This window comes from Streptomyces sp. NBC_01445 (assembly GCF_035918235.1).
Classification (GTDB): Bacteria; Actinomycetota; Actinomycetes; order Streptomycetales; family Streptomycetaceae; genus Streptomyces.
In genome coordinates, this window is sequence record NZ_CP109485.1 from 2,692,317 (window position 1) to 2,710,780 (window position 18,464).

Annotated in this window: 14 protein-coding genes; 8 read left to right on the plus strand and 6 right to left on the minus strand. The window is 70.3% G+C overall.

Annotation, left to right across the window (positions count from 1 at the left end):
• Positions 1 to 50 precede the first annotated feature (50 nt).
• Positions 51 to 740 carry a GOLPH3/VPS74 family protein gene (locus OG574_RS12500; protein ID WP_326773265.1) on the minus strand — a complete coding sequence of 230 codons (690 nt, stop codon included), beginning with the start codon at positions 738 to 740 and terminating at the stop codon, positions 51 to 53.
• A 366-nt stretch (positions 741 to 1,106) separates the two neighbouring features.
• Between OG574_RS12500 and OG574_RS12505 the strand changes: the two genes are divergently transcribed.
• The 3 genes from OG574_RS12505 (at position 1,107) to OG574_RS12515 (ending at position 4,792) form a co-directional block, all read left to right on the plus strand.
• Complete coding sequence (locus OG574_RS12505) at positions 1,107 to 2,741, plus strand: ABC-F family ATP-binding cassette domain-containing protein (RefSeq protein WP_326773266.1); 1,635 nt, start codon at positions 1,107 to 1,109, stop codon at positions 2,739 to 2,741.
• Positions 2,742 to 2,873: 132 nt separating this feature from the next.
• Positions 2,874 to 3,650, plus strand: coding sequence for a dimethylargininase (gene ddaH / locus OG574_RS12510; protein WP_326773267.1), 777 nt, complete (start codon positions 2,874 to 2,876; stop codon positions 3,648 to 3,650).
• Positions 3,651 to 3,814: 164 nt separating this feature from the next.
• Complete coding sequence (locus OG574_RS12515; RefSeq protein ID WP_326773268.1) at positions 3,815 to 4,792, plus strand: acyl-ACP desaturase; 978 nt, start codon at positions 3,815 to 3,817, stop codon at positions 4,790 to 4,792.
• Between the two features lie 42 nt (positions 4,793 to 4,834).
• Here OG574_RS12515 and OG574_RS12520 read toward each other — a convergent pair whose 3' ends face one another.
• Both OG574_RS12520 and OG574_RS12525 read right to left on the minus strand, forming a co-directional pair.
• A complete protein-coding gene (locus OG574_RS12520) occupies positions 4,835 to 5,074 on the minus strand; it encodes a WhiB family transcriptional regulator (protein WP_326778447.1) in 240 nt (79 codons plus the stop codon).
• Between the two features lie 184 nt (positions 5,075 to 5,258).
• Positions 5,259 to 6,050, minus strand: coding sequence for a VOC family protein (locus tag OG574_RS12525; RefSeq protein WP_326773269.1), 792 nt, complete (start codon positions 6,048 to 6,050; stop codon positions 5,259 to 5,261).
• Positions 6,051 to 6,361: 311 nt separating this feature from the next.
• Here OG574_RS12525 and OG574_RS12530 point away from each other — a divergent pair, with 311 nt between their 5' ends.
• Positions 6,362 to 7,588, plus strand: coding sequence for a glycoside hydrolase family 64 protein (locus OG574_RS12530; RefSeq protein WP_326773270.1), 1,227 nt, complete (start codon positions 6,362 to 6,364; stop codon positions 7,586 to 7,588).
• Positions 7,589 to 7,600: 12 nt separating this feature from the next.
• On the opposite strand, the gene OG574_RS12535 is transcribed toward OG574_RS12530, so the two are convergent.
• Both OG574_RS12535 and OG574_RS12540 read right to left on the minus strand, forming a co-directional pair.
• Positions 7,601 to 9,190, minus strand: coding sequence for a GMC family oxidoreductase (locus OG574_RS12535; protein WP_326773271.1), 1,590 nt, complete (start codon positions 9,188 to 9,190; stop codon positions 7,601 to 7,603).
• 91 nt (positions 9,191 to 9,281) lie between these two features.
• Positions 9,282 to 10,256, minus strand: coding sequence for a multicopper oxidase domain-containing protein (locus OG574_RS12540; RefSeq protein WP_326773272.1), 975 nt, complete (start codon positions 10,254 to 10,256; stop codon positions 9,282 to 9,284).
• A gap of 206 nt (positions 10,257 to 10,462) precedes the next feature.
• Here OG574_RS12540 and OG574_RS12545 point away from each other — a divergent pair, with 206 nt between their 5' ends.
• Entirely contained in the window at positions 10,463 to 12,979 is a 2,517-nt protein-coding gene (locus tag OG574_RS12545) for a ThuA domain-containing protein (RefSeq protein WP_398374866.1), read from the plus strand.
• Positions 12,979 to 15,186 carry an OmpL47-type beta-barrel domain-containing protein gene (locus tag OG574_RS12550; protein ID WP_326773273.1) on the plus strand — a complete coding sequence of 736 codons (2,208 nt, stop codon included), beginning with the start codon at positions 12,979 to 12,981 and terminating at the stop codon, positions 15,184 to 15,186. Before OG574_RS12545 ends, OG574_RS12550 begins: the two co-directional genes overlap by 1 nt.
• Positions 15,187 to 15,226: 40 nt before the next feature.
• On the opposite strand, the gene ligD is transcribed toward OG574_RS12550, so the two are convergent.
• Positions 15,227 to 16,252, minus strand: a complete 1,026-nt coding sequence (ligD, locus tag OG574_RS12555; RefSeq protein ID WP_326773274.1) for a non-homologous end-joining DNA ligase — start codon at positions 16,250 to 16,252, stop codon at positions 15,227 to 15,229.
• A gap of 80 nt (positions 16,253 to 16,332) precedes the next feature.
• Between ligD and OG574_RS12560 the strand changes: the two genes are divergently transcribed.
• Entirely contained in the window at positions 16,333 to 17,394 is a 1,062-nt protein-coding gene (locus tag OG574_RS12560; protein WP_326778449.1) for an ATP-dependent DNA ligase, read from the plus strand.
• A 111-nt stretch (positions 17,395 to 17,505) separates the two neighbouring features.
• Complete coding sequence (locus OG574_RS12565; RefSeq protein WP_326773275.1) at positions 17,506 to 18,453, plus strand: DUF3048 domain-containing protein; 948 nt, start codon at positions 17,506 to 17,508, stop codon at positions 18,451 to 18,453.
• Positions 18,454 to 18,464 lie beyond the last annotated feature (11 nt).

Consider the following 18,464-nt stretch of genomic DNA (forward strand, 5'->3'; position numbering starts at 1 on the left):
GGAATCCGACACGTACGTGTGACCCACGCTCAACCCTGCGCACCCCCTGTTCAGCCCCCGCCGCCCCCGCTCGCCGAGGCCCGCGACGCCTCCGCCGCCTTGACAGCCGCGGCGAGCGCGGCGCGGATGTCGCCCAGGCTCTGCCGCAGTTCGGGGGAGATGCCGCCGGCGCGCGCGGCGAGGTGGTCGAGGCGGTCCTTGTGCGTGCGCCTGGCCTTGCCCGGGATCAGCCGGCGCAGCTTGCCCGTGGCGGCGAGCACCGCGAGTACCGCGTCGTCCTCGTCCACCCGGCCGACCGGCTCGCCTCCCTCCAGCGCGCCGAGCACCTCGGCCCGCAGCACCTCGACGTAACCGGCGCGCTCCAGCCCGTACCGGGTGACGGGGAAGAGCCCGAAGACGCGCTTGCGCTCGGCCGACAGATAGCCCTCGGAGGCGAGTTGGCGGCGCACGGTGTCGAGGGTGGCGCGGGCGCGGTAGCCGATCCAGGCGCGCCAGGCGCGCGGCCTCGACTCCTCGGCGAGCTCCATCAGTTCGTCGAGGACGGGGTCGCCGGTGCGCGCGTCGAAGACCGGGGTGACGATCCCGTCCACGTCGCTGATGATGCGGCGCCGGGCCAGTTCGACGAGGGCGGCGGCGCGGACCGCGAGCTCGATGTCGGGGGCGCCGGAGACCCTGCCCTTCTCCGTGTCGAAACCCAGCAGCAGGAGCCGGGCGGGCAGCGAGAGCGAGCCGTGGGGCACGGGGGTCTCCTCCTGCGGGGTAGGGGCGAGGGCGTGAGGGCGTGAGGGCGTGAGGGCTCACGATAATTCGTTGACGGCCCACAGCCACCTTCGTACGGTGGACAGCGTTCCCGTTGATCCTGTTGTCGTCGATCGGAGTAGGACGTTGCTCTTCTGAGGTTCTCAGACACCGCGTCACGCGGCCGCACCTCACCGGTGCGCCACGTGTCTTGCGTGTGCGACCTCGGACGACCGAGCCGTCCTCCCGCCTGAATCCGGCACAGGACTGTCCTTCGCGCCCTGTGCGCTCTCGTTGCTTCCGGCTGTGGTCGTCCGCGGTGTCCCCATGCGCTGCCCACCGTTCCCACCGAGCGACCGCGAGGCCGTATGTCTACCTCCCCCACCTCCATCACCTGTACCTCCCTCACCTACGCCTGGCCCGACGGCACTCGGGTCTTCGACGGTCTTCAGGCCGCGTTCGGCCCCGGCAGGACCGGGCTCATCGGCCTCAACGGCGCAGGAAAATCAACGCTGTTGAAGCTGATCTCCGGAGAGCTCGCCCCGGCGGACGGCGCCGTGAAGGTGGCGGGCGAGATCGGCTATCTGCCGCAGAACGTCACCCTCGAAACCTCGCTGCGCGTCGACGAGGCCCTCGGCATCGCCGGTGCGCGCGCCGCGCTGCACGCCATCGAGGCGGGCGACGTACGCGACGAGCACTTCGCCGCGGTCGGCGACGACTGGGACGTCGAGGAGCGCGCCGTCGCGACCCTCGACGGGCTCGGTCTCGGCCGCATCGGTCTCGACCGCACCGTCGGCGAGCTCTCGGGAGGCGAGTCCGTACTGATCCGCCTCGCCGCGCTGCTCCTGCGCCGCCCCGACGTCCTGCTGCTCGACGAGCCGACCAACAACCTGGATCTGGCCGCCCGCAGGCGCCTGTACGCGGCCGTCGAGGCGTGGCCGGGCGTCATGGTCATGGTCAGCCACGACCGCGAACTCCTCGAACGGGTCGACCAGATCGCCGATCTGCGCGCGGGCGGCCTCGTTCGCTTCGGCGGGAACCTCTCGGCGTACGAGGAGGCGCTCGCGACCGAGCAGGAGGCGGCGGAGCGCATGCTGCGGGTCGCCGATGCCGACCTGAAGAAGCAGAAGCGCGAACTGGCGGACGCCCAGGTCAAGTTGGCCCGGCGCAAGCGCTACGGACAGAAGATGTGGGACACCAAGCGCGAGCCGAAGGCGATCATGGCCCAGCGCAAGCGGCAGGCCCAGGTCTCGGCGGGCAAGCACCGCCAACTGCACGAGGGCCGGCTCGCCGAGGCGAAGGAGCGGCTCGACGAGGCGGTGGAGGCCGTGCGCGACGACGACGAGATCCGCGTCGATCTGCCGCACACAGCCGTGCCGCCCGGCCGTTCCGTGTTCACTCTGTGCCGGCTGAGGATGGCCTACGGGGCGCGCGTGGAGGGCGAGTTCGAGGTGCGCGGCCCTGAGCGGATCGCGCTCGTGGGGCGCAACGGTTCGGGCAAGACCACGCTGCTGCGCACGATCGCCGGGGACCTCGAACCCGTCGCGGGTGAGGTGGTCGCGCATGTTCCGCTGCGGTTCCTGCCGCAGCGGCTCGACGTGCTCGACGAGGGCCTGACCGTCGCCGAGAACGTGGCGCGGTTCGCTCCCGGAGTGACGAACAACCGCGTCAGGGCGCGGCTCGCCCACTTCCTGTTCAAGGGGGCACGGGCCGATCAGCCGGCGGCGACCCTCTCGGGCGGCGAGCGGTTCAGGGCGACCCTCGCGGCGCTGATGCTCGCCGAGCCGGCACCCCAGCTGCTGATGCTCGACGAGCCGACGAACAACCTCGACCTGGCGAGCGTCCGGCAGCTGACCACGGCCCTGGAGTCCTACGAGGGCGCGCTGCTCGTGGCCAGCCACGACCTGCCGTTCCTGAAGTCCATCGGGGTCACGCGGACGCTGCTCATGGAGGGTGGGCGGCTGCGGGACGTCACGAAGGGGGAGGCCGGATACGGCGGGTAGCTGCCGCGTCGGGCGGGCGGGGAGAAACGGGGCGCGGGCCGGGGATTCCGTCACCGGCGCCGGGCTGTGCATGATGTGCGCGCCGGACCATGAACCCGCCCACGAGCCGTCCAGCCCCGAGGAGAGCCGCCCGTGCCCAGCCAGAAGGCCCTGATCCGCCGCCCCGGACCCCGCCTCGCGGACGGGCTCGTCACACACGTCGAGCGCACGCCCGTCGATCCGGAGCTGGCGCTCACGCAGTGGGAGGCCTACGTCGCGGCGCTCGGGGAGCACGGCTGGGAGACGGTCGAGGTCGGGGCCGCCGACGAGTGCCCCGACGCGGTCTTCGTCGAGGACGCGGTCGTCATGTACCGCAACGTCGCGCTGATCACCCGTCCCGGCGCGGCGTCCCGGCGTGCGGAGACGGCCGGCGTCGAGGAGGCCGTGGCCCGGCTCGGCTGCTCCGTGAACCGAGTGCGGGAACCCGGCACCCTCGACGGCGGCGACGTCCTCAAGGTCGGCGACACGATCTACGTGGGCCGTGGCGGGCGCACGAACGCGGACGGCGTGCGGCAGTTGCGAGCCGTGTTCGAGCCGCTCGGGGCACAGGTCGTCGCCGTACCGGTCAGCAAGGTGCTGCACCTGAAGTCGGCGGTGACGGCCCTGCCCGACGGCACGGTCGTCGGGCACGAGCCGATGGTGGACGCGCCGTCCCTCTTCCCGCGCTTCCTGCCCGTCCCGGAAGAGGCCGGTGCGCATGTGGTGCTCCTGGGCGGCGGGAAGCTCCTCATGGCGGCGAGCGCGCCGAGGACGGCGGAGCTCTACGCGGATCTCGGCCTGGAGCCGGTTCTGGTGGACATCGGCGAGTTCGAAAAGCTCGAGGGCTGTGTGACGTGCCTCTCAGTCAGGCTCCGCGAGCTGCATTCCTGAGGCGCAATGAAGCCTTGGAGGCCACTGAGACCGGAGGGGCCGGTTCCGGGGGGCCCTTTACAGAGGGTTTAACCTACGGCAACGTAACCTACGACACCGTAGGTACAACCGCTCGTGCCTGCGAGTCGTCCCCTCGCACTACTCCCGTCCCCCCTGGAGCCCTCGTGACCATCACCTCTCCCCACCTCGGCAGCTCGTCCTCCACCTGGACGGACGCCCAGCTGCTGTACGCGCTGGAGGAAGTGGTCGAGAAGGAACTGAACCGGCACCTCAAGGTGGCCAAGGACTGGATGCCGCACGAGTACGTGCCGTGGGCCGACGCCCGCAACTTCCCCGGTTTCTTCGAGGACGGCGAGGCCTGGGCGAAGGACCAGTCCAAGGTCACCGAGATCGGCCGGATCGCGCTCGTCGTCAACCTGCTGACCGAGGACAACCTCCCCAGCTACCACCACGAGATCGCCTCCCTCTTCGGCCGCGACGGCGCCTGGGGCACCTGGGTGCACCGCTGGACCGCCGAGGAGGGACGCCACGGCATCGTGATGCGTGACTACCTGCTGGCGTCGCGCGCCGTCGACCCGGACCAGCTCGAGCAGTTCCGCATGGCGCACATGGCCGAGGGCTTCGAGTCCGACAACCGGCACTCGATGCTGCACTCGGTCGCTTACGTCGCCTTCCAGGAGCTCGCGACCCGCGTCTCGCACCGCAACACCGGCCACCAGTCGGGCGACCCGGTCTGCGACCGCATGCTGTCGCGCATCGCCACCGACGAGAACCTGCACATGGTCTTCTACCGGAACCTGCTCGGTGCGGCCTTCGAGCTCGCCCCCGACCTCACGATGCAGGCCGTGCGCGACGTCGTCGTCAACTTCCGCATGCCCGGACACGGCATGCCCGGCTTCGAGCGCGCCGCCGCCCAGATGGCCATCGGCGAGATCTACAACATGCGCATCCACCACGACGACGTGATCCAGCCCGTGCTGCGCTACCTGAAGGTCCTGGACATCGACGGGCTCGGCCCGGAGGGTCTCAAGGCCCAGGAGGAGCTCGGTCTGTACATGGGCGGCCTGGACAGCGAGGCCTCCAAGTTCGACGAGAAGCTCGCCGCCCGCAAGGCCCGCATGGCGGCCCGCGCCGCGGGCTGAGCCTCGCGCGGTAAACCCCGCACACCGAGCGCCGCGGCTGGTTCAGCCGCGGCGCAGCTGGTGGCGCTCCTTCTCGGAGAGGCCTCCCCAGACGCCGAAGCGCTCATCGTTGGCGAGCGCGTACTCCAGGCAGGCGGAGCGCATCTCGCACCGGCCACAGATGCTCTTCGCCTCGCGTACCGAGCTGCCGGGCTCGGGAAAGAAGAAGTCGGCGCCCGTCTGGGCACACAGCGCCTCGTCCTGCCAGGAGGGGACGGACACTGCCGCGCCCCCCGGGTTCATGGCCTGCCGCGCGGAGGTGGGGGCCCCGGGAGCGCTCGTGACGGGGCGCAGCGTGTGGTTCGAGTACATGCCACTGATCGTGCCGCGCGGCGAAAAACAGACGATCAACGACTGATCAACGCGGCGCGCCGGGCGGATTCGGCCTGAGCCCGCCCGGCCCTTCCGGGACGTGCCCGGACCCGGCTCAGGTCTGGTTCGGGTCTCCCTTGATCACCGCGAAGCGGGCGCCCTGCGGGTCGGTGAGCTTGGCGATGCGGCCGACGCCCGGCAGGTTCGTGGGCGCGAAGCGCACCTTACCGCCGAGCTCCTGCGCCCGGGCGGCGATCGCGTCGACGTCCGGCACATGGAAGTACGGCGACCAGTGCGCCCCGATGTCGGACTCCGCCGGGTCGTCGCCCAGTGTGACCATGCCGCCGAACATGTCGTCCTCGCCCGTGCCCGCCGGGTTCACCGTCACGTAGGTGCCGCCGGGGAACGGCACGTCGAACGTGCCCCAGCCGAGCACCGAGCCGTAGAAGTCCTTCGCCACCTCGACATCCGGGGTGTACAGCTCGATCCAGTTCAGCGAGCCGTCCTCCGTGGCGAGACCCAGGCCCTTGTTCTGACCGGGCTGCCAGAGGCCGAACGTCGCCCCAGCGGGATCGGCGATGATCGCCATGCGGCCCAGGTCCGTCACGTCCATGGGCCGGAAGGGCGCGGATCCGCCGGCCTGCTCCGCGGCCTTCACCGTCGCATCCGCGTCCTGCGTCTGGAAATAGACGGTCCAGGACGGCGGCGCCTGGTCGGGCGTGACGGTCATCCCGCCGGCGACGGTCTTGCCGTCCAGCTGGAACAGGCCGTAACCGCCGACCTCGGGGCCGCCCGACTGGAACTGCCAGTCGAAGAGCCCGGTGTAGAAGGAAACGGCGGCGTCGAGATCCGGGGTTCCGAGATCCAGCCAGTTCGGCGAGCCGTCGACGAAACGGGTGGTGAGCATGGTGCCCTCCTCGTTGAGGGTGCCCCCCCTTGGGGGTCCCGTTGTCTGCCTCACCGAGTCTGGCACCGCGCACTGACAATCGCCGTTCCACTCGCCGTCACCACGCGGCCGCCGCTCCGGACCGGCGCCGAGCCGCCGATGAGCCGCCGACCGTGCCACCGCGCAGCCAACACCCGGCATCACCAAGCCATCGCCAAGCCATCGCCAAGAGTTGAACGGTCCACAGAAATGGGAGCGCTCCCCGTCACAAGTCTTGACCCGTCGCGCCGCACTCGCAACAGTGGGGCTCCCCCACATCTCAGGAGTCCTCCGTGATATCGCGCAGACTGTTCCTGACCGGCGCCGCCACGGCCGCCACCGCACTGACCTACCCGGCCTGGGGCAGCTCCCTCAGCCCGGAGGCCAAGGCAGCACCCGCCACCTGCGAACTCGCCCTGCAGAACAAGTCGTTGCCCGGCACTGTGCGTGCCTATGTCACGGGCCACGAGCAGGGCACCGACCGCTGGGTGCTGCTCAAGCCCGACGGCGGGGTCTACCACCCCGACTCGCCGTCAGCCCCGCAGACCCCGCTGCCCGTCGACTGTGCCATCCCGCTGGGCGCGGCGGGTTCGGCACCAAAGGTCCTGACGCTTCCTCAGATGTACGGCGCCCGCGTCTACTTCGTACGCGACAGCACGCTCGACTTCTTCCTCAACCCGGGCCCCGCGCTCGTCGAGCCGGCCTTCGCGACCTCCACCGACGCGAACTACGGGAAGACCTGGTCGTTCTGTGAATTCACCTTCAACTCCGATCAGTTGTACGCGAACATCAGCTACGTCGACCTGGTGACGGCCCTGCCCATCGGCCTGACCCTGGAGGGCGATGCCACGCACACCGTCGCGCCGCTCCCGGACGGCGCGGTGGACAGGATCGCCGCGGATCTCGCGGCCCAGACCGCCAAGGACGGGCAGCCCTGGGACAAGCTCGTCATCCGCGGAGGCGACGGCAAGGTCCTGCGCGTCATCTCACCGCAGAACCTGATGGCCCCGTACTTCGACCGCCCCGACGAGATGCCGTTCCGGGACGTCTGGGACAGCTATGTCGACCAGGTCTGGGAGAAGTACCGCACGACGGACCTGAAGATCGATCTCCAGGGCGGCCGGGGCGTGTTCACGGGCCGGGTCAGCGGCGACACCCTCACCTTCAACGGCGGGCACAGCTTCCCCAAGCCCGCCTCGAAGGACATCTTCACCTGCAACCACGGCCCGTTCACCAACAACCCCGGCGACCCCGACGACAAGAAGGGCCTCCTCGCCCGTCTCGCCGCCGGGTTCAACCGGAGCATCATGCTGACCCACCCCGAGCAGCCGAACGGCACCACGACGGCCGACTACTACCAGGGCGACGTCACCAACCACTGGTCACGGGTCGTGCACGCCAACTCGCCCATCGGGTACGCCTTCCCGTACGACGACGTGCGCCCCGACGGGCAGCCGGACGTGTCCGGCGCGGCGCACGACGGCAACCCGCGGCGCTTCACGGTCAGCGTCGGATCGTAGGTCCCGGACGACTCACGCCCCGGCGTCCTCGCGGATGAGCTCTGCGGCCTTCTCCGCGAGGGCGACGGTCGGGGCGTGGGTGTGACCGCGGGTGATGCGCGGCATCACCGAGGCGTCGACGACGCGCAGGGCCTCAACACCCCTGACCCGCAGGCGCGGGTCGGTCACCGAGCCCTCGTCGGCGCCCATGCGGCAGGTGCCGACCGGGTGGTAGAGCGTCTCGGCACCCGAGCGGATCACCTGCGCCAGCTCCTCGTCGCCGACGGCCCCCGGGTACGGAGCGAGGGGCCCGTCGGTGTACGGGGCGAGCGGCTCGGCCGCGAGGAGTTCCTCGGCGCGGCGCACTCCGGCCATCAGCGTGCGCAGGTCCTCTTCGCGGGCGAGATAGCCGGGGTCGATCAGCGGCCGCGCCGACGCGTCCGCCCCGCCCGGGGTGATGCGGCCCTCGCTCGCGGGCTGGAGCAGGACGACGCCGATCGTGATGCCGTGCTCGACGGGCGGGGTGAGCCCGTGGTTGACGAACGGCACGGGAGCGTAGATCAGCTCGATGTCAGGGGAGGTCAGTTCGGGGCGTGTCCTGATGAAGGCGACCGCCTCGCCGACGTTCGACGTGAGCGGTCCGCGCCCGGCGAGAAGGAAGCGGCCCACATTGGTGAGGGAGTCCGCGCCGGTGAGGGTGACGGGCCGGGGGCAGCGCATCGTGACGGCGAAGGAGAGATGGTCCTGGAGGTGACGGCCCACGTCGGGGGACGCGACGCGGACGTCGATCCCCGCCTCGGCGAGCTGCCCGGGGTCACCGACGCCCGCCTGCTGGAGCAGCTGCGGTGAACCGATGGCGCCCGCGCTGAGGATCACCTCGCGGCGGGCGCGCAGGATGCCGGGGACTCCTTCGGCGACGACGCCGGCCACGCGGGTGCCGTCGAAGTCGAGGCGCGTGACCCGGGCGTCGGTGTGGATGTGCAGGTTGGGCCGGCGCGCGGCCGGTTTCAGATAGCCGTCGGCCGCGCTCCACCGGCGGCCGCGGCGCTGGTTGAGCGGGGTGAGCGCGAAGCCGCCGTGGTCCTCGTGGTTCAGCTCGGTCAGCTCGCGCAGACCGGCGGCGCGGCAGGCGTCGAGGAACGCCGACGTCGTCACGTTCGGGTCGCGCGGCGGGGAGATCCAGAGCGGGCCCAGGGTGCCGTGCGGCGAGTCGGCGCGCCGGGTGCCCGCCCAGCGTTCGGCGCGCTGGAAGTAGCGCGCGAACTGCTCGTACGACCACTCCTCGCCGGCCGCCTCGCCCCACGCGTCGTAGTCGTCCCGGTGGCCGCGCACCCACATCATGGCGTTCATCGAGGAGGAGCCGCCGAGTGTGTGGCCGCGCGGCCAGTACAGCTCGCGCCCGTCGAGCGCGGACTGCTTGGACGTCGAGTAGTCCCAGTCGTACGGCGTCCTGAACAGCTTCGGGAACGCCGCCGGTATGCGGATCTCGGCTTTGCGGTCGCGCGGGCCCGACTCGACGAGCGCGACGCGTACGGCCGGATCCTCCGACAGCCGCGCGGCCAGCACACAGCCGGCCGACCCGGCCCCGACGATGACGTAGTCGTACTCGCTGTCCTTGCTCAACTCGACTCCCGGGGTGGGTGGTTGAGGACCAGGTGATGATCCGCTTCCTCCCCGGAGGTGTACACCCGTGGCGCACCCCTGCGAAAGCCCCCTAGCCGGTGTGCCCCGCCGGGTGGTGCGGCTCGTAGCCCGGGATGGTGCCGTCCTCCTTCTTCACCAGGAAGAGCCCCACCATCCCCATGTCGGAGTGGCTCTGGACGTGGCAGTGGTACATCCAGGCGCCCGCCCCGACGCCCTCGCCCGCGATGATCTGGAAGCCGAACGAGTCCGCGGGGCCGACGATCTTGTTGTCGACGACCTGGCTCGGGTCGTCCGGGCCGGTCAGCATGCCCGTGCGGTTGTCCGCCCAGCGATGACCGTGCATGTGGAAGGTGTGGTAGTACTCGCCGTGCGTGATCATGACGATCTCGACGCGATCACCCACCGTGGCCTCGAAGTCGGGACCTGAGTGCGCCGGCATGTTGTTGATGGTCATGTCGTTGAAGACGATCGTGAACGTGGTGTCCGGGAGGACGTCGCCCTTGCGCCGGACGATGACCGGCCCGTACAGGCCCTTGCGGATGCCACCGGTGCCGTGTTCCGTGCCGACGACGTGGTCGTGGTAGTGCCAGTACCCCGCGCTGCCCGCGCGCCACGTGCCGTCCTTGCGCCGGCCGGGAACGTGCGTCCGCCAGGTGTAGGTGCGCTTGCCGCCGGGCTCGACGTCGCTCTTGTTGAGCTTGGTGCCGTCGCTGGAGACCTCGTAGTCGAGGCCGTGGACGTGCAGGCTGGCCGCCACGTCCATCGTGTTCTCGAACTCGATGTGCAGGGTGTCGCCCTCGTTGAGCTCGATCAGAGGGCCGGGTACGGAGGCCTTGCCCTTCTCGAACCCGTAGCCCATCTGCCCGTCCGCGAGCTTCTCCGCGTACATCTTGATGCGCTTGACCTCACCGCCGGCCGGAGCCGTGCGCACCGGGCCTTCCGCGGGGGCGGCGTCCGTCGCCGCGATGAGCGACAACGATGTCGCGGTCGTCGCGACGGCGGCCCCGCCCATCAGCACCCGCCGGTTGAAGCTGCGCCTGTCCATGCCGAACTCCCCACCCTCGTACGGGATTTGCGGACGTGCCACCAGTGCCTGCCGTGACGACCAGAGAGACGGTAACCGGGTGATCTTCGTTTATCCACACTCAGGACAAAGTTCGTGCCATTGCGGCCATACCTATTGGCGCGTCGCGAAAAGAGGTCTAGCTTCGTCCGCGCCGTACCTGTGACCGACGAGGGGTGGGTGAACTCATGCGGTCCACGCCGCATCAAAAACCCTTGGGCGTAAGAGGGTTGGACAGAGACAGACGCAGACGACGCCGTGCAGTCGCCGCGGTCCTGGCGTCCGGGGCGGTCGCCGCCGGACTCCTTACCGGGCCCGCCGCCAGCGCGCGTCCGGGTCCCGAACCATCCGTGACAACGATGTCCCTGCCGTCGCCTCCCGGCGGCTCGAATGTGCGCGTCCTGGTGTACTACGGCTCCGCCGCGGGCGGCGACGAGTCACCGGTGGTGAACGCGGGAATCGCGGCCATCGAGAAGATCGGCCAGAGCGGCCCCGCCGCCCAGCGCTTCAAGATCACGGCGACGGACGACGCGTCCGTGTTCACCAACGCCACGAAGCTGGGCCGCTACAACGCGGTCGTCTTCCTGACCGGCGGCGGCGATGTGCTCGACCCGGACCAGGAGGCGGGGCTCGAGTCGTTCATGGAGGCCGGCGGAGGGTTCGTCGGCATCCACGACGCGGCCCGCGCCGAGCCGTACTCGGACTGGTTCACCGGCCTGATCGGCGCGCGTCCGGCCGACTCCAGCCCGGCGAACGTCCAGCGGGCCACCGTCGAGGTCGGTGACCGCCAGCATCCGGCCACCAAGGACCTTCCCGTGCAGTGGAAGCGGCCCGACCAGTGGCTGAACTGGGTGAAGAACCCGTCCGGCTCGGTGCACACAGTGGCCCGGGTCCGCGAGTCGACGTACCAGCCGGGCGCGAGCGCCAACGGCGCGGACCACCCGGTGTCCTGGTGCCGTGACTACGACGGCGGCCGCTCCTTCTACACGGGCATGGGCGGCACGGCCTCCAGCTACGACGAGGTGGACTTCCAGTCGCATCTGCGCGGCGCCCTGCTGTGGACGAGCCGCATCGTGCGCGCCGACTGCAAGGCCGCGATCGACTCCAACTACAAGGCTGAGCGACTCACCCAGCCCAACCAGGCGGGGCAGAACGACCAGATCGGCGAGCCGCACGGCCTGGTCACCGCGCCCGACGGACGCGTCCTGTACATCGGCCGCGGCGGCGCCGACTCCTCGCAGCCGGTGATCACCGACTGGAACAACCCCGACGTCGGCAAGGGCAAGGGCGAGATCCACGTCTACGACCCGAAGACCAAGAAGGTCACCCAGGCCGGGGCGCTCACCGTCTTCGGCAACAAGGGCGGCGGCGACGAGCTCACCAAGGTCGAGGAGGGGCTGCTCGGCATCGAGCTCGACCCGAAGTTCGAGCAGAACGGCTGGGTGTATCTGCACTACACGCCGCACTCGGGGCTCGACCGCGACAAGCAGATGGCCGAGCGGCAGGTCTCCCGCTTCACGCTCGACCTGAACACCAACAAGCTGGACCTGAGCAGCGAGAAGGTGCTGCTCAAGTGGCCGGTGCAGGTGCACAGTTGCTGCCACGCGGGTGGCGGGATGGCCTGGGACTCCAAGGGCAACCTGTACATCGCGACCGGTGACAACAACTCCTCCGGCTTCAGCGACGGCTACTCGGGCAACAACCCGCAGCCGAACTACAAGGGCGTCTCCTTCGCGGACGCGCGCCGCACCGCCGGCAACACGAACAACCTCAACGGCAAGATCCTGCGCATCCACCCGGAGGCCGACGGCACGTACACGCTGCCGGAGGGCAACCTCTTCACGGGCAAGGAGACCGCGGAGGGCGGCGGCAAGACCCGCGGCGAGATCTATGTGATGGGTGTCCGCAACCCGGCGCGCATCTCCGTCGACAAGAAGACCGACACGCTGTACGCGGGCTGGGTCGGCCCGGACGCCGGTGAGCCGTCGACGACCTGGGGTCCGGCGAAGTACGACACGTTCGCCGTGATCACCAAGGCGTCCAACCGTGGCTGGCCGTACTGCATGGGCAACAAGCAGCCCTACCGTGACCGCAATCTGCCGGACCCGACGAAGCCGCTCGGCTGGTACGACTGCGACCACCCGAAGAACGAGTCGCCGAACAACAACGGCCTGGTCAACCTGCCGCCGGTGACCGGCAACAACATCTGGTACTCGCCGCAGGGCGGGGGGCCGGACTACCCGCGCGACGCCAACGGCATCCCCTCGTACAAGAAGGAGGAGGCCAAGTACCTCCTGCCGTGGCTGAAGGGCGGCGGGCAGGCCGCGATGGACGGGCCCGTCTACCGCTACGACGCGTCGATCCCGAACGCGGACAAGTGGCCGAGCTACTGGGACGGCAAGTGGTTCGTCGGCGACTTCTACGACGCCACGCAGCCGCGGCACGCGGTGATCACCGACCCGAAGACGGCCGGTGACGGCGGCATCCCGGTGCACGCCGAGAACCTCAAGAAGATCGTGCCGGTCGGCAACGACGGCATCAAGAACCTCATGGACTGGAAGTTCGGCCCCGACGGCGCGCTCTACGTCCTCGACTACGGCCGCGGCTTCTTCACCTCGGATGCCAAGTCGGCCCTGTGGAAGGTGACTTACACGGGCGGCGAGGCGACCCCTGCGGCCGGTGACCTGGCCAGGAAGGCGCAGTGATGAGGATCCGCACCAAGAACCGGCGAAGACTGTGGACGGCGCTGTTCGCCGCCGTGCTGCTGATGCTCGGACTCGGCTCCCCCGTCGCGTTCGGGCAGGACGCCCCGGTCGCCGCGGCCCAGCAGGTCCTGAACTGGACCGGCAGTGACGACATCACCAAGTACGCCTCGGCGCCGACCACTGCGGTGGCGGGCGCGACGACGATCGTCTTCGAGAACAGCGCGGCGACCGGCAACACCATGGGCATGCCGCACACGCTGACGTTCGACACGTCGGACCCCGAGTACAACAACGACGTGTCGGTGAACATCCTGGCCAACCCGAACGACAGTGAGGGCGGCAAGCACTCGGTCGAGGTCACCCTGACCCCGGGCCGTTACCGCTACCACTGCTCGATCCCCGGCCACGAGGGCATGCAGGGCATCCTCGTCGTGACCGAGGGCGGCGGCGAGGACACGGCCGCACCGGAGACCTCGGCGAAGGTCGAGGGGCAGAAGAACGCTCAAGGGGAGTACGTCGGTTCGGCGTCGGTCAGTGTGACGGCGACGGACGCGGGCTCCGGGGTCGACAAGGTCGAGTACGCGGTCGGCGCCGACGGCGCCTGGCAGCCGTACACGACCGCGGTGGTCGTCGACCAGGTCGGTACGCACAAGATCCGCTACCGGGCGTCCGACAAGGCGGGGAACGTGGCGGCGGAGAAGTCGGTCGACTTCACCGTGGTCGCGCCGCCGACGGACGACAAGACGCCTCCGGAGACCTCGGCGACGGTGAGCGGCGAGAAGAACGACAAGGGCGAGTACCTCTCGATGGCGACGGTCACGGTGACGGCCTCCGACACCGGATCCGGCGTCAACTCCATCGAGTACGCGGTGGGTTCGGACGGCGCCTGGCAGCCGTACACCTCCCCTGTGATGGTGCACGAAGTGGGCGCCCACACCGTGCGCTACCGGGCCGCGGACAAGGCGGGGAACGTGGCGGCGGAGAAGTCGGTCGACTTCACCGTGGTCGCGCCGCCCGTCCAGGACAAGACGCCGCCCGAGGTGTCGGCGAAGGTCGACGGCGACAAGAACTCCGACGGCGCGTACCTCAAGAGCGCCAAGGTGACGGTCTCCGCGACGGACGCCGACTCGGGCGTCGAGAAGATCGAGTACTCGCTCGACGCGGGCCCCTACCTCGCCTACACCGCGCCGGTCGTGGTGGACCGGGCGGGCGCGCACACGGTCGCGTACCGAGCGAGCGACAAGGCCGGCAACACGTCGGCGGCGAAGTCGGAGGCCTTCACGGTCACGACGGGCGGCGGGGTCCCGGCGCCCAACTGCGCCGAGTTCGACGAGCGGTTGACGGTGATCGTCGGCACGGTCGACACGGGCATCCCGAACCGGGTCACCAACAACCGGTGCCGGATCAACGAGTTGATCGAGGACGAGCGGGAGTGGACCTCGCAGGCCCTCTTCCTCAAGCACGTCAAGACCGTCACCGACAAGCTCCTCAAGGAAGGCGTGATCGACCAGCGCGAGTACAACAAGATCAACCGCGCCGCCAGGCAGTCGGGGATCGGCAAGCCCGGCCAGACCGAGGGCTACCGCAAGATCTTCGACGGCACGCAGGGCTCGCTCGACAAGTGGGAGCAGGTCGGCGGCGGCAAGTTCGGCCTGAACGCGGACGGCTCGATCACGTCGAGCACCACCGTCGAGGGCATGGGCATGCTGTGGTTCCCGCAGCGCAAGTACGGCGACTTCTCGCTGAAGCTCCAGTGGCGGGACGACGCACCGGGCACCGGCAACGCCAACGGCGGTGTCTTCGTGCGCTTCCCGTGGGTCCACGACCACCCGGAGGAGTCGCGGCCGGAGTGGGTCGCCATCAAGTACGGGCACGAGGTGCAGGTCCTCGACCGTCCTGACGGCGACATGTACAAGACCGGTTCGATCTACGGCTTCGACCGCGTGGGTCTTGCGGGCGCGGGCGTCACCCAGAAGGGCACGTGGAACGACTACGAGATCCGTGTGGTCGGCCAGCACTTCTCGATCCTGCGCAACGGCGTCCTGATCAACGAGTTCGACAACACCGGCGGCCAGGTCTTCGAGCCCCCGCGCGGGGACGACCCGGGCACGGACGGCCGGCGGTACTCCTCCGGCTATGTCGGGCTCCAGGTGCACAGCACGACGGACGTCATCTCGTACCGGGACATCCGCGTCAAGGAGCTGTAACAGGCAGTATCCGTAGGTGAGTTGAGCGAGTCGAGCCGGGTCAGTCCTCGTGTCTGGCCCGGCTCGGCTGTACCCGCTTGGGCTCGCCCGGCATCTTCGGGTACTCGGGCGGGTACGGCATGTCGCCGAGGCCGCGGTCCCGTTCGTCCCGGTCGGCGAGTTCGAGGAGCGCGTCGAGCCGGAAGGCATGCTCGTCCATGTCCTCGTGGACGTCGCCGAGTTCGGCGTAGCGGGACGGCATCGACCCGATGTCGAAGTCGGCCGGGCGCGCGTCGTCGACCTCGTCCCAGCGCAGCGGCGCGGAGACGGGGGCGTTCGGCCGTGGCCGTACCGAGTAGGCGGAGGCGATGGTGCGGTCGCGTGCGGTCTGGTTGAAGTCGACGAAGATGCGCTCGCCGCGCTCCTCCTTCCACCAGGCCGTGGTGGCACGGTCGGGCATACGGCGCTCCAGCTCGCGGCCGCAGGCGATGGCCGCGCGGCGCACCTCGACGAACGTCCAGTGCGGGGCGATCGGCACGAAGACGTGCATGCCGCGGCCGCCGGACGTCTTGGGCCAGCCGCGCAGACCGCCGAAGTCATGGAGGACGGAGCGCAGCTCGTGGGCGGCGCGGACGGCGTCGGTGTAGTCGGTGCCGGGCTGCGGGTCGAGGTCGATGCGCAGCTCGTCGGGGTGGTCGGGGTGCGCGCGCCGGACGGGCCAGGGGTGGAAGGTGAGGGTGCCGTACTGGGCCGCCCAGATGACGGCGGCGATCTCGGTGGGGCACATCTCGTCCGCGTGGCGCCCGCTGGGGAAGGTGATGGTGCCGGTGGGGATCCAGTCGGGCAGGTTCTTGGCGGCGCGCTTCTGGTAGAAGGACTCGCCGTCCAGGCCCTCGGGGTAGCGCTGGAGGGTGGTGGGGCGGTCGCGCAGGGCGCGCACGATGCCGGGGCCGACGGAGAGGAAGTAGCGGGCGAGGTCGAGCTTGGTGTAACCGGGCTCGGGGAACATGACCCGGTCCGGGCTGGACAGGCGTACCGTCCGCTCCCCCGCCTCCAGCTCCACGGCCGCACCGTTCGACTTGCCCATGCGGGCCACGCTAGGCGCATCGGCCTCCGTGCGCATACCGGGCGGGTGACGGCGTATCGCGACAGAATCGGCTCATGGTCATGGATCTGCCGGTGATGCCGCCCGTGAAGCCGATGCTCGCCAAGTCCGTCGCGAAGATCCCGCCGGGGATGAGTTACGAGGCGAAATGGGACGGCTTCCGCGCGATCGTGTTCCGTGACGGCGCGGACCTGGAGATCGGCAGCCGCACGGGCAAGCCCCTGACCCGCTACTTCCCCGAACTGGTCGCCGCCCTCCTCGACCGGCTGCCGGAGCGCTGTGTCCTCGACGGCGAGATCGTGATCGCCAGGGACGGCCGGCTCGACTTCGACGCGCTCACCGAACGCATCCACCCGGCCGCGTCCCGGGTGAAGACGCTGGCGGAGCGCACCCCGGCGTCGTTCGTGGCGTTCGACGTACTGGCCCTCGGCGACGAGTCGCTGATGGACACGCCCCTGGTGGACCGCCGGTCCCGCCTGGCCGAGGCGCTGTCCGGCGCGACGCCGCCCGTCCACCTGGCCCCGTCGACGACCGACGCCGAGCTGGCGCAGACGTGGTTCGAGCAGTACGAGGGCGCGGGCCTCGACGGGGTGATCGCCAAGCCGTTCGACCTGCGCTACCGCGAGAACGAACGCCTGATGTTCAAGATCAAGCACGAGCGGACCGCGGACTGTGTCGTGGCCGGCTACCGCTTCCACAAGAGCGGCCCGGTCGTCGGCTCCCTGCTGCTCGGCCTGTACGACGACGAGGGCGTTCTCCAGCACGTGGGCGTGTGCGCGGCGTTCACGATGAAGCGGCGTACGGAGCTGATCGCGGAGCTGGAGCCGCTGCGCCTCGAGTCGGCGCAGGACCATCCGTGGGCCGCGTGGACCGAGGAGTCGGCGCACGAGAAGGCCCGCCTGCCCGGGGCGACGAGCCGCTGGACCGGCAAGAAGGACCTGTCGTGGGTGCCCCTCGAACCGCGGCTCGTCGCCGAGGTGGCGTACGAGCACATGGAGAACGGCGCGCGCTTTCGCCACACGGCCCGCTTCCGCCGTTGGCGCCCGGACCGGACGCCCGAGAGCTGCACGTACGCGCAGCTGGACGAGCCGGTGCGGTACGACTTGGCGGATGTCCTGCGCTAGCCGGTACGAGCGTCGGCTCACGCGAGCTCCGCCAAGTATTTCGAACATGTTCGACCGGAACTGATCGATCCGCCCCTGGGCGGGTATCACCCACAGGTGCGAATACGACGGATGCGGGTGACACGCGTGCGGCGGGCCGCGATCGTCGCGGCGGTCCTGGCCGCTACGGCCGCCGGGTGCACGGTCGGCGACGGACACCCGCCGGACGGCCACTCCGCGAGCCCCACCGGAGGGGGAAGCCGTGGCCCCGTTCTCGCCGTGAAGATCGACAACGTGGGTCCGGCCCGCCCGCAGACCGGCATCGGCCGGGCCGACATCATCTACGCGGAGCAGGTCGAGAGCGGTCTGAGCCGGCTGATGGCCGTGTACGCGACCCGGCTGCCGCCCGTGGTCGGCCCGGTACGCAGCGCCCGCGAGACCGATCTCGAACTGCTGCGGCAGTTCGACCGCCCCACGCTCGCGTTCTCCGGCGCCCAGTCGAAACTGCTGCCGCTGATCGCCGAGGCCCCGCTCGACGCGCTCCCGCCCGGCAAGGCCCCGGCGGCCGCCTACTTCCGCGGCAGCGACAAGCCTGCGCCGCACAACCTCTACCTCCGACCCGGCAAGCTGGGCGTGACGCCGCAGGCGGGCGCGCTGGCGGCGGCCGGGGTCACGTTCGGGGCGCGCCCGGCGGGCGGGCAGGCGAAGAACGCCCTCACCGTGCGCTTCCCGGCGGCGCGCTTCACCTTCAACTGGTCGGCCCAGAGCCGTAGTTGGCAGGTGTCTATGGACGGCACCCGGGCACGCACCACGGACGGCGGGATGCTGAACGCCTCGACCGTCGTCGTCCAGTACGTCGATGTCCGAAGCTCGCGGTTCCACGACCGGTCGGGGAGCACGTCACCGTTCTCCGACACCGTGGGTTCGGGCAAGGCGACGGTACTGCGGGACGGGCGGGCGTACGACGTCCGGTGGGAGCGGCGCTCGGCGGCCGACGGCACACAGTTCACGATGGCGGGCGGCGGCAAGCGCATGACGTTCGCGCCCGGGCAGGTGTGGGTCCTCTTCGCCCAGCGGTGAGAGCCCCGGCT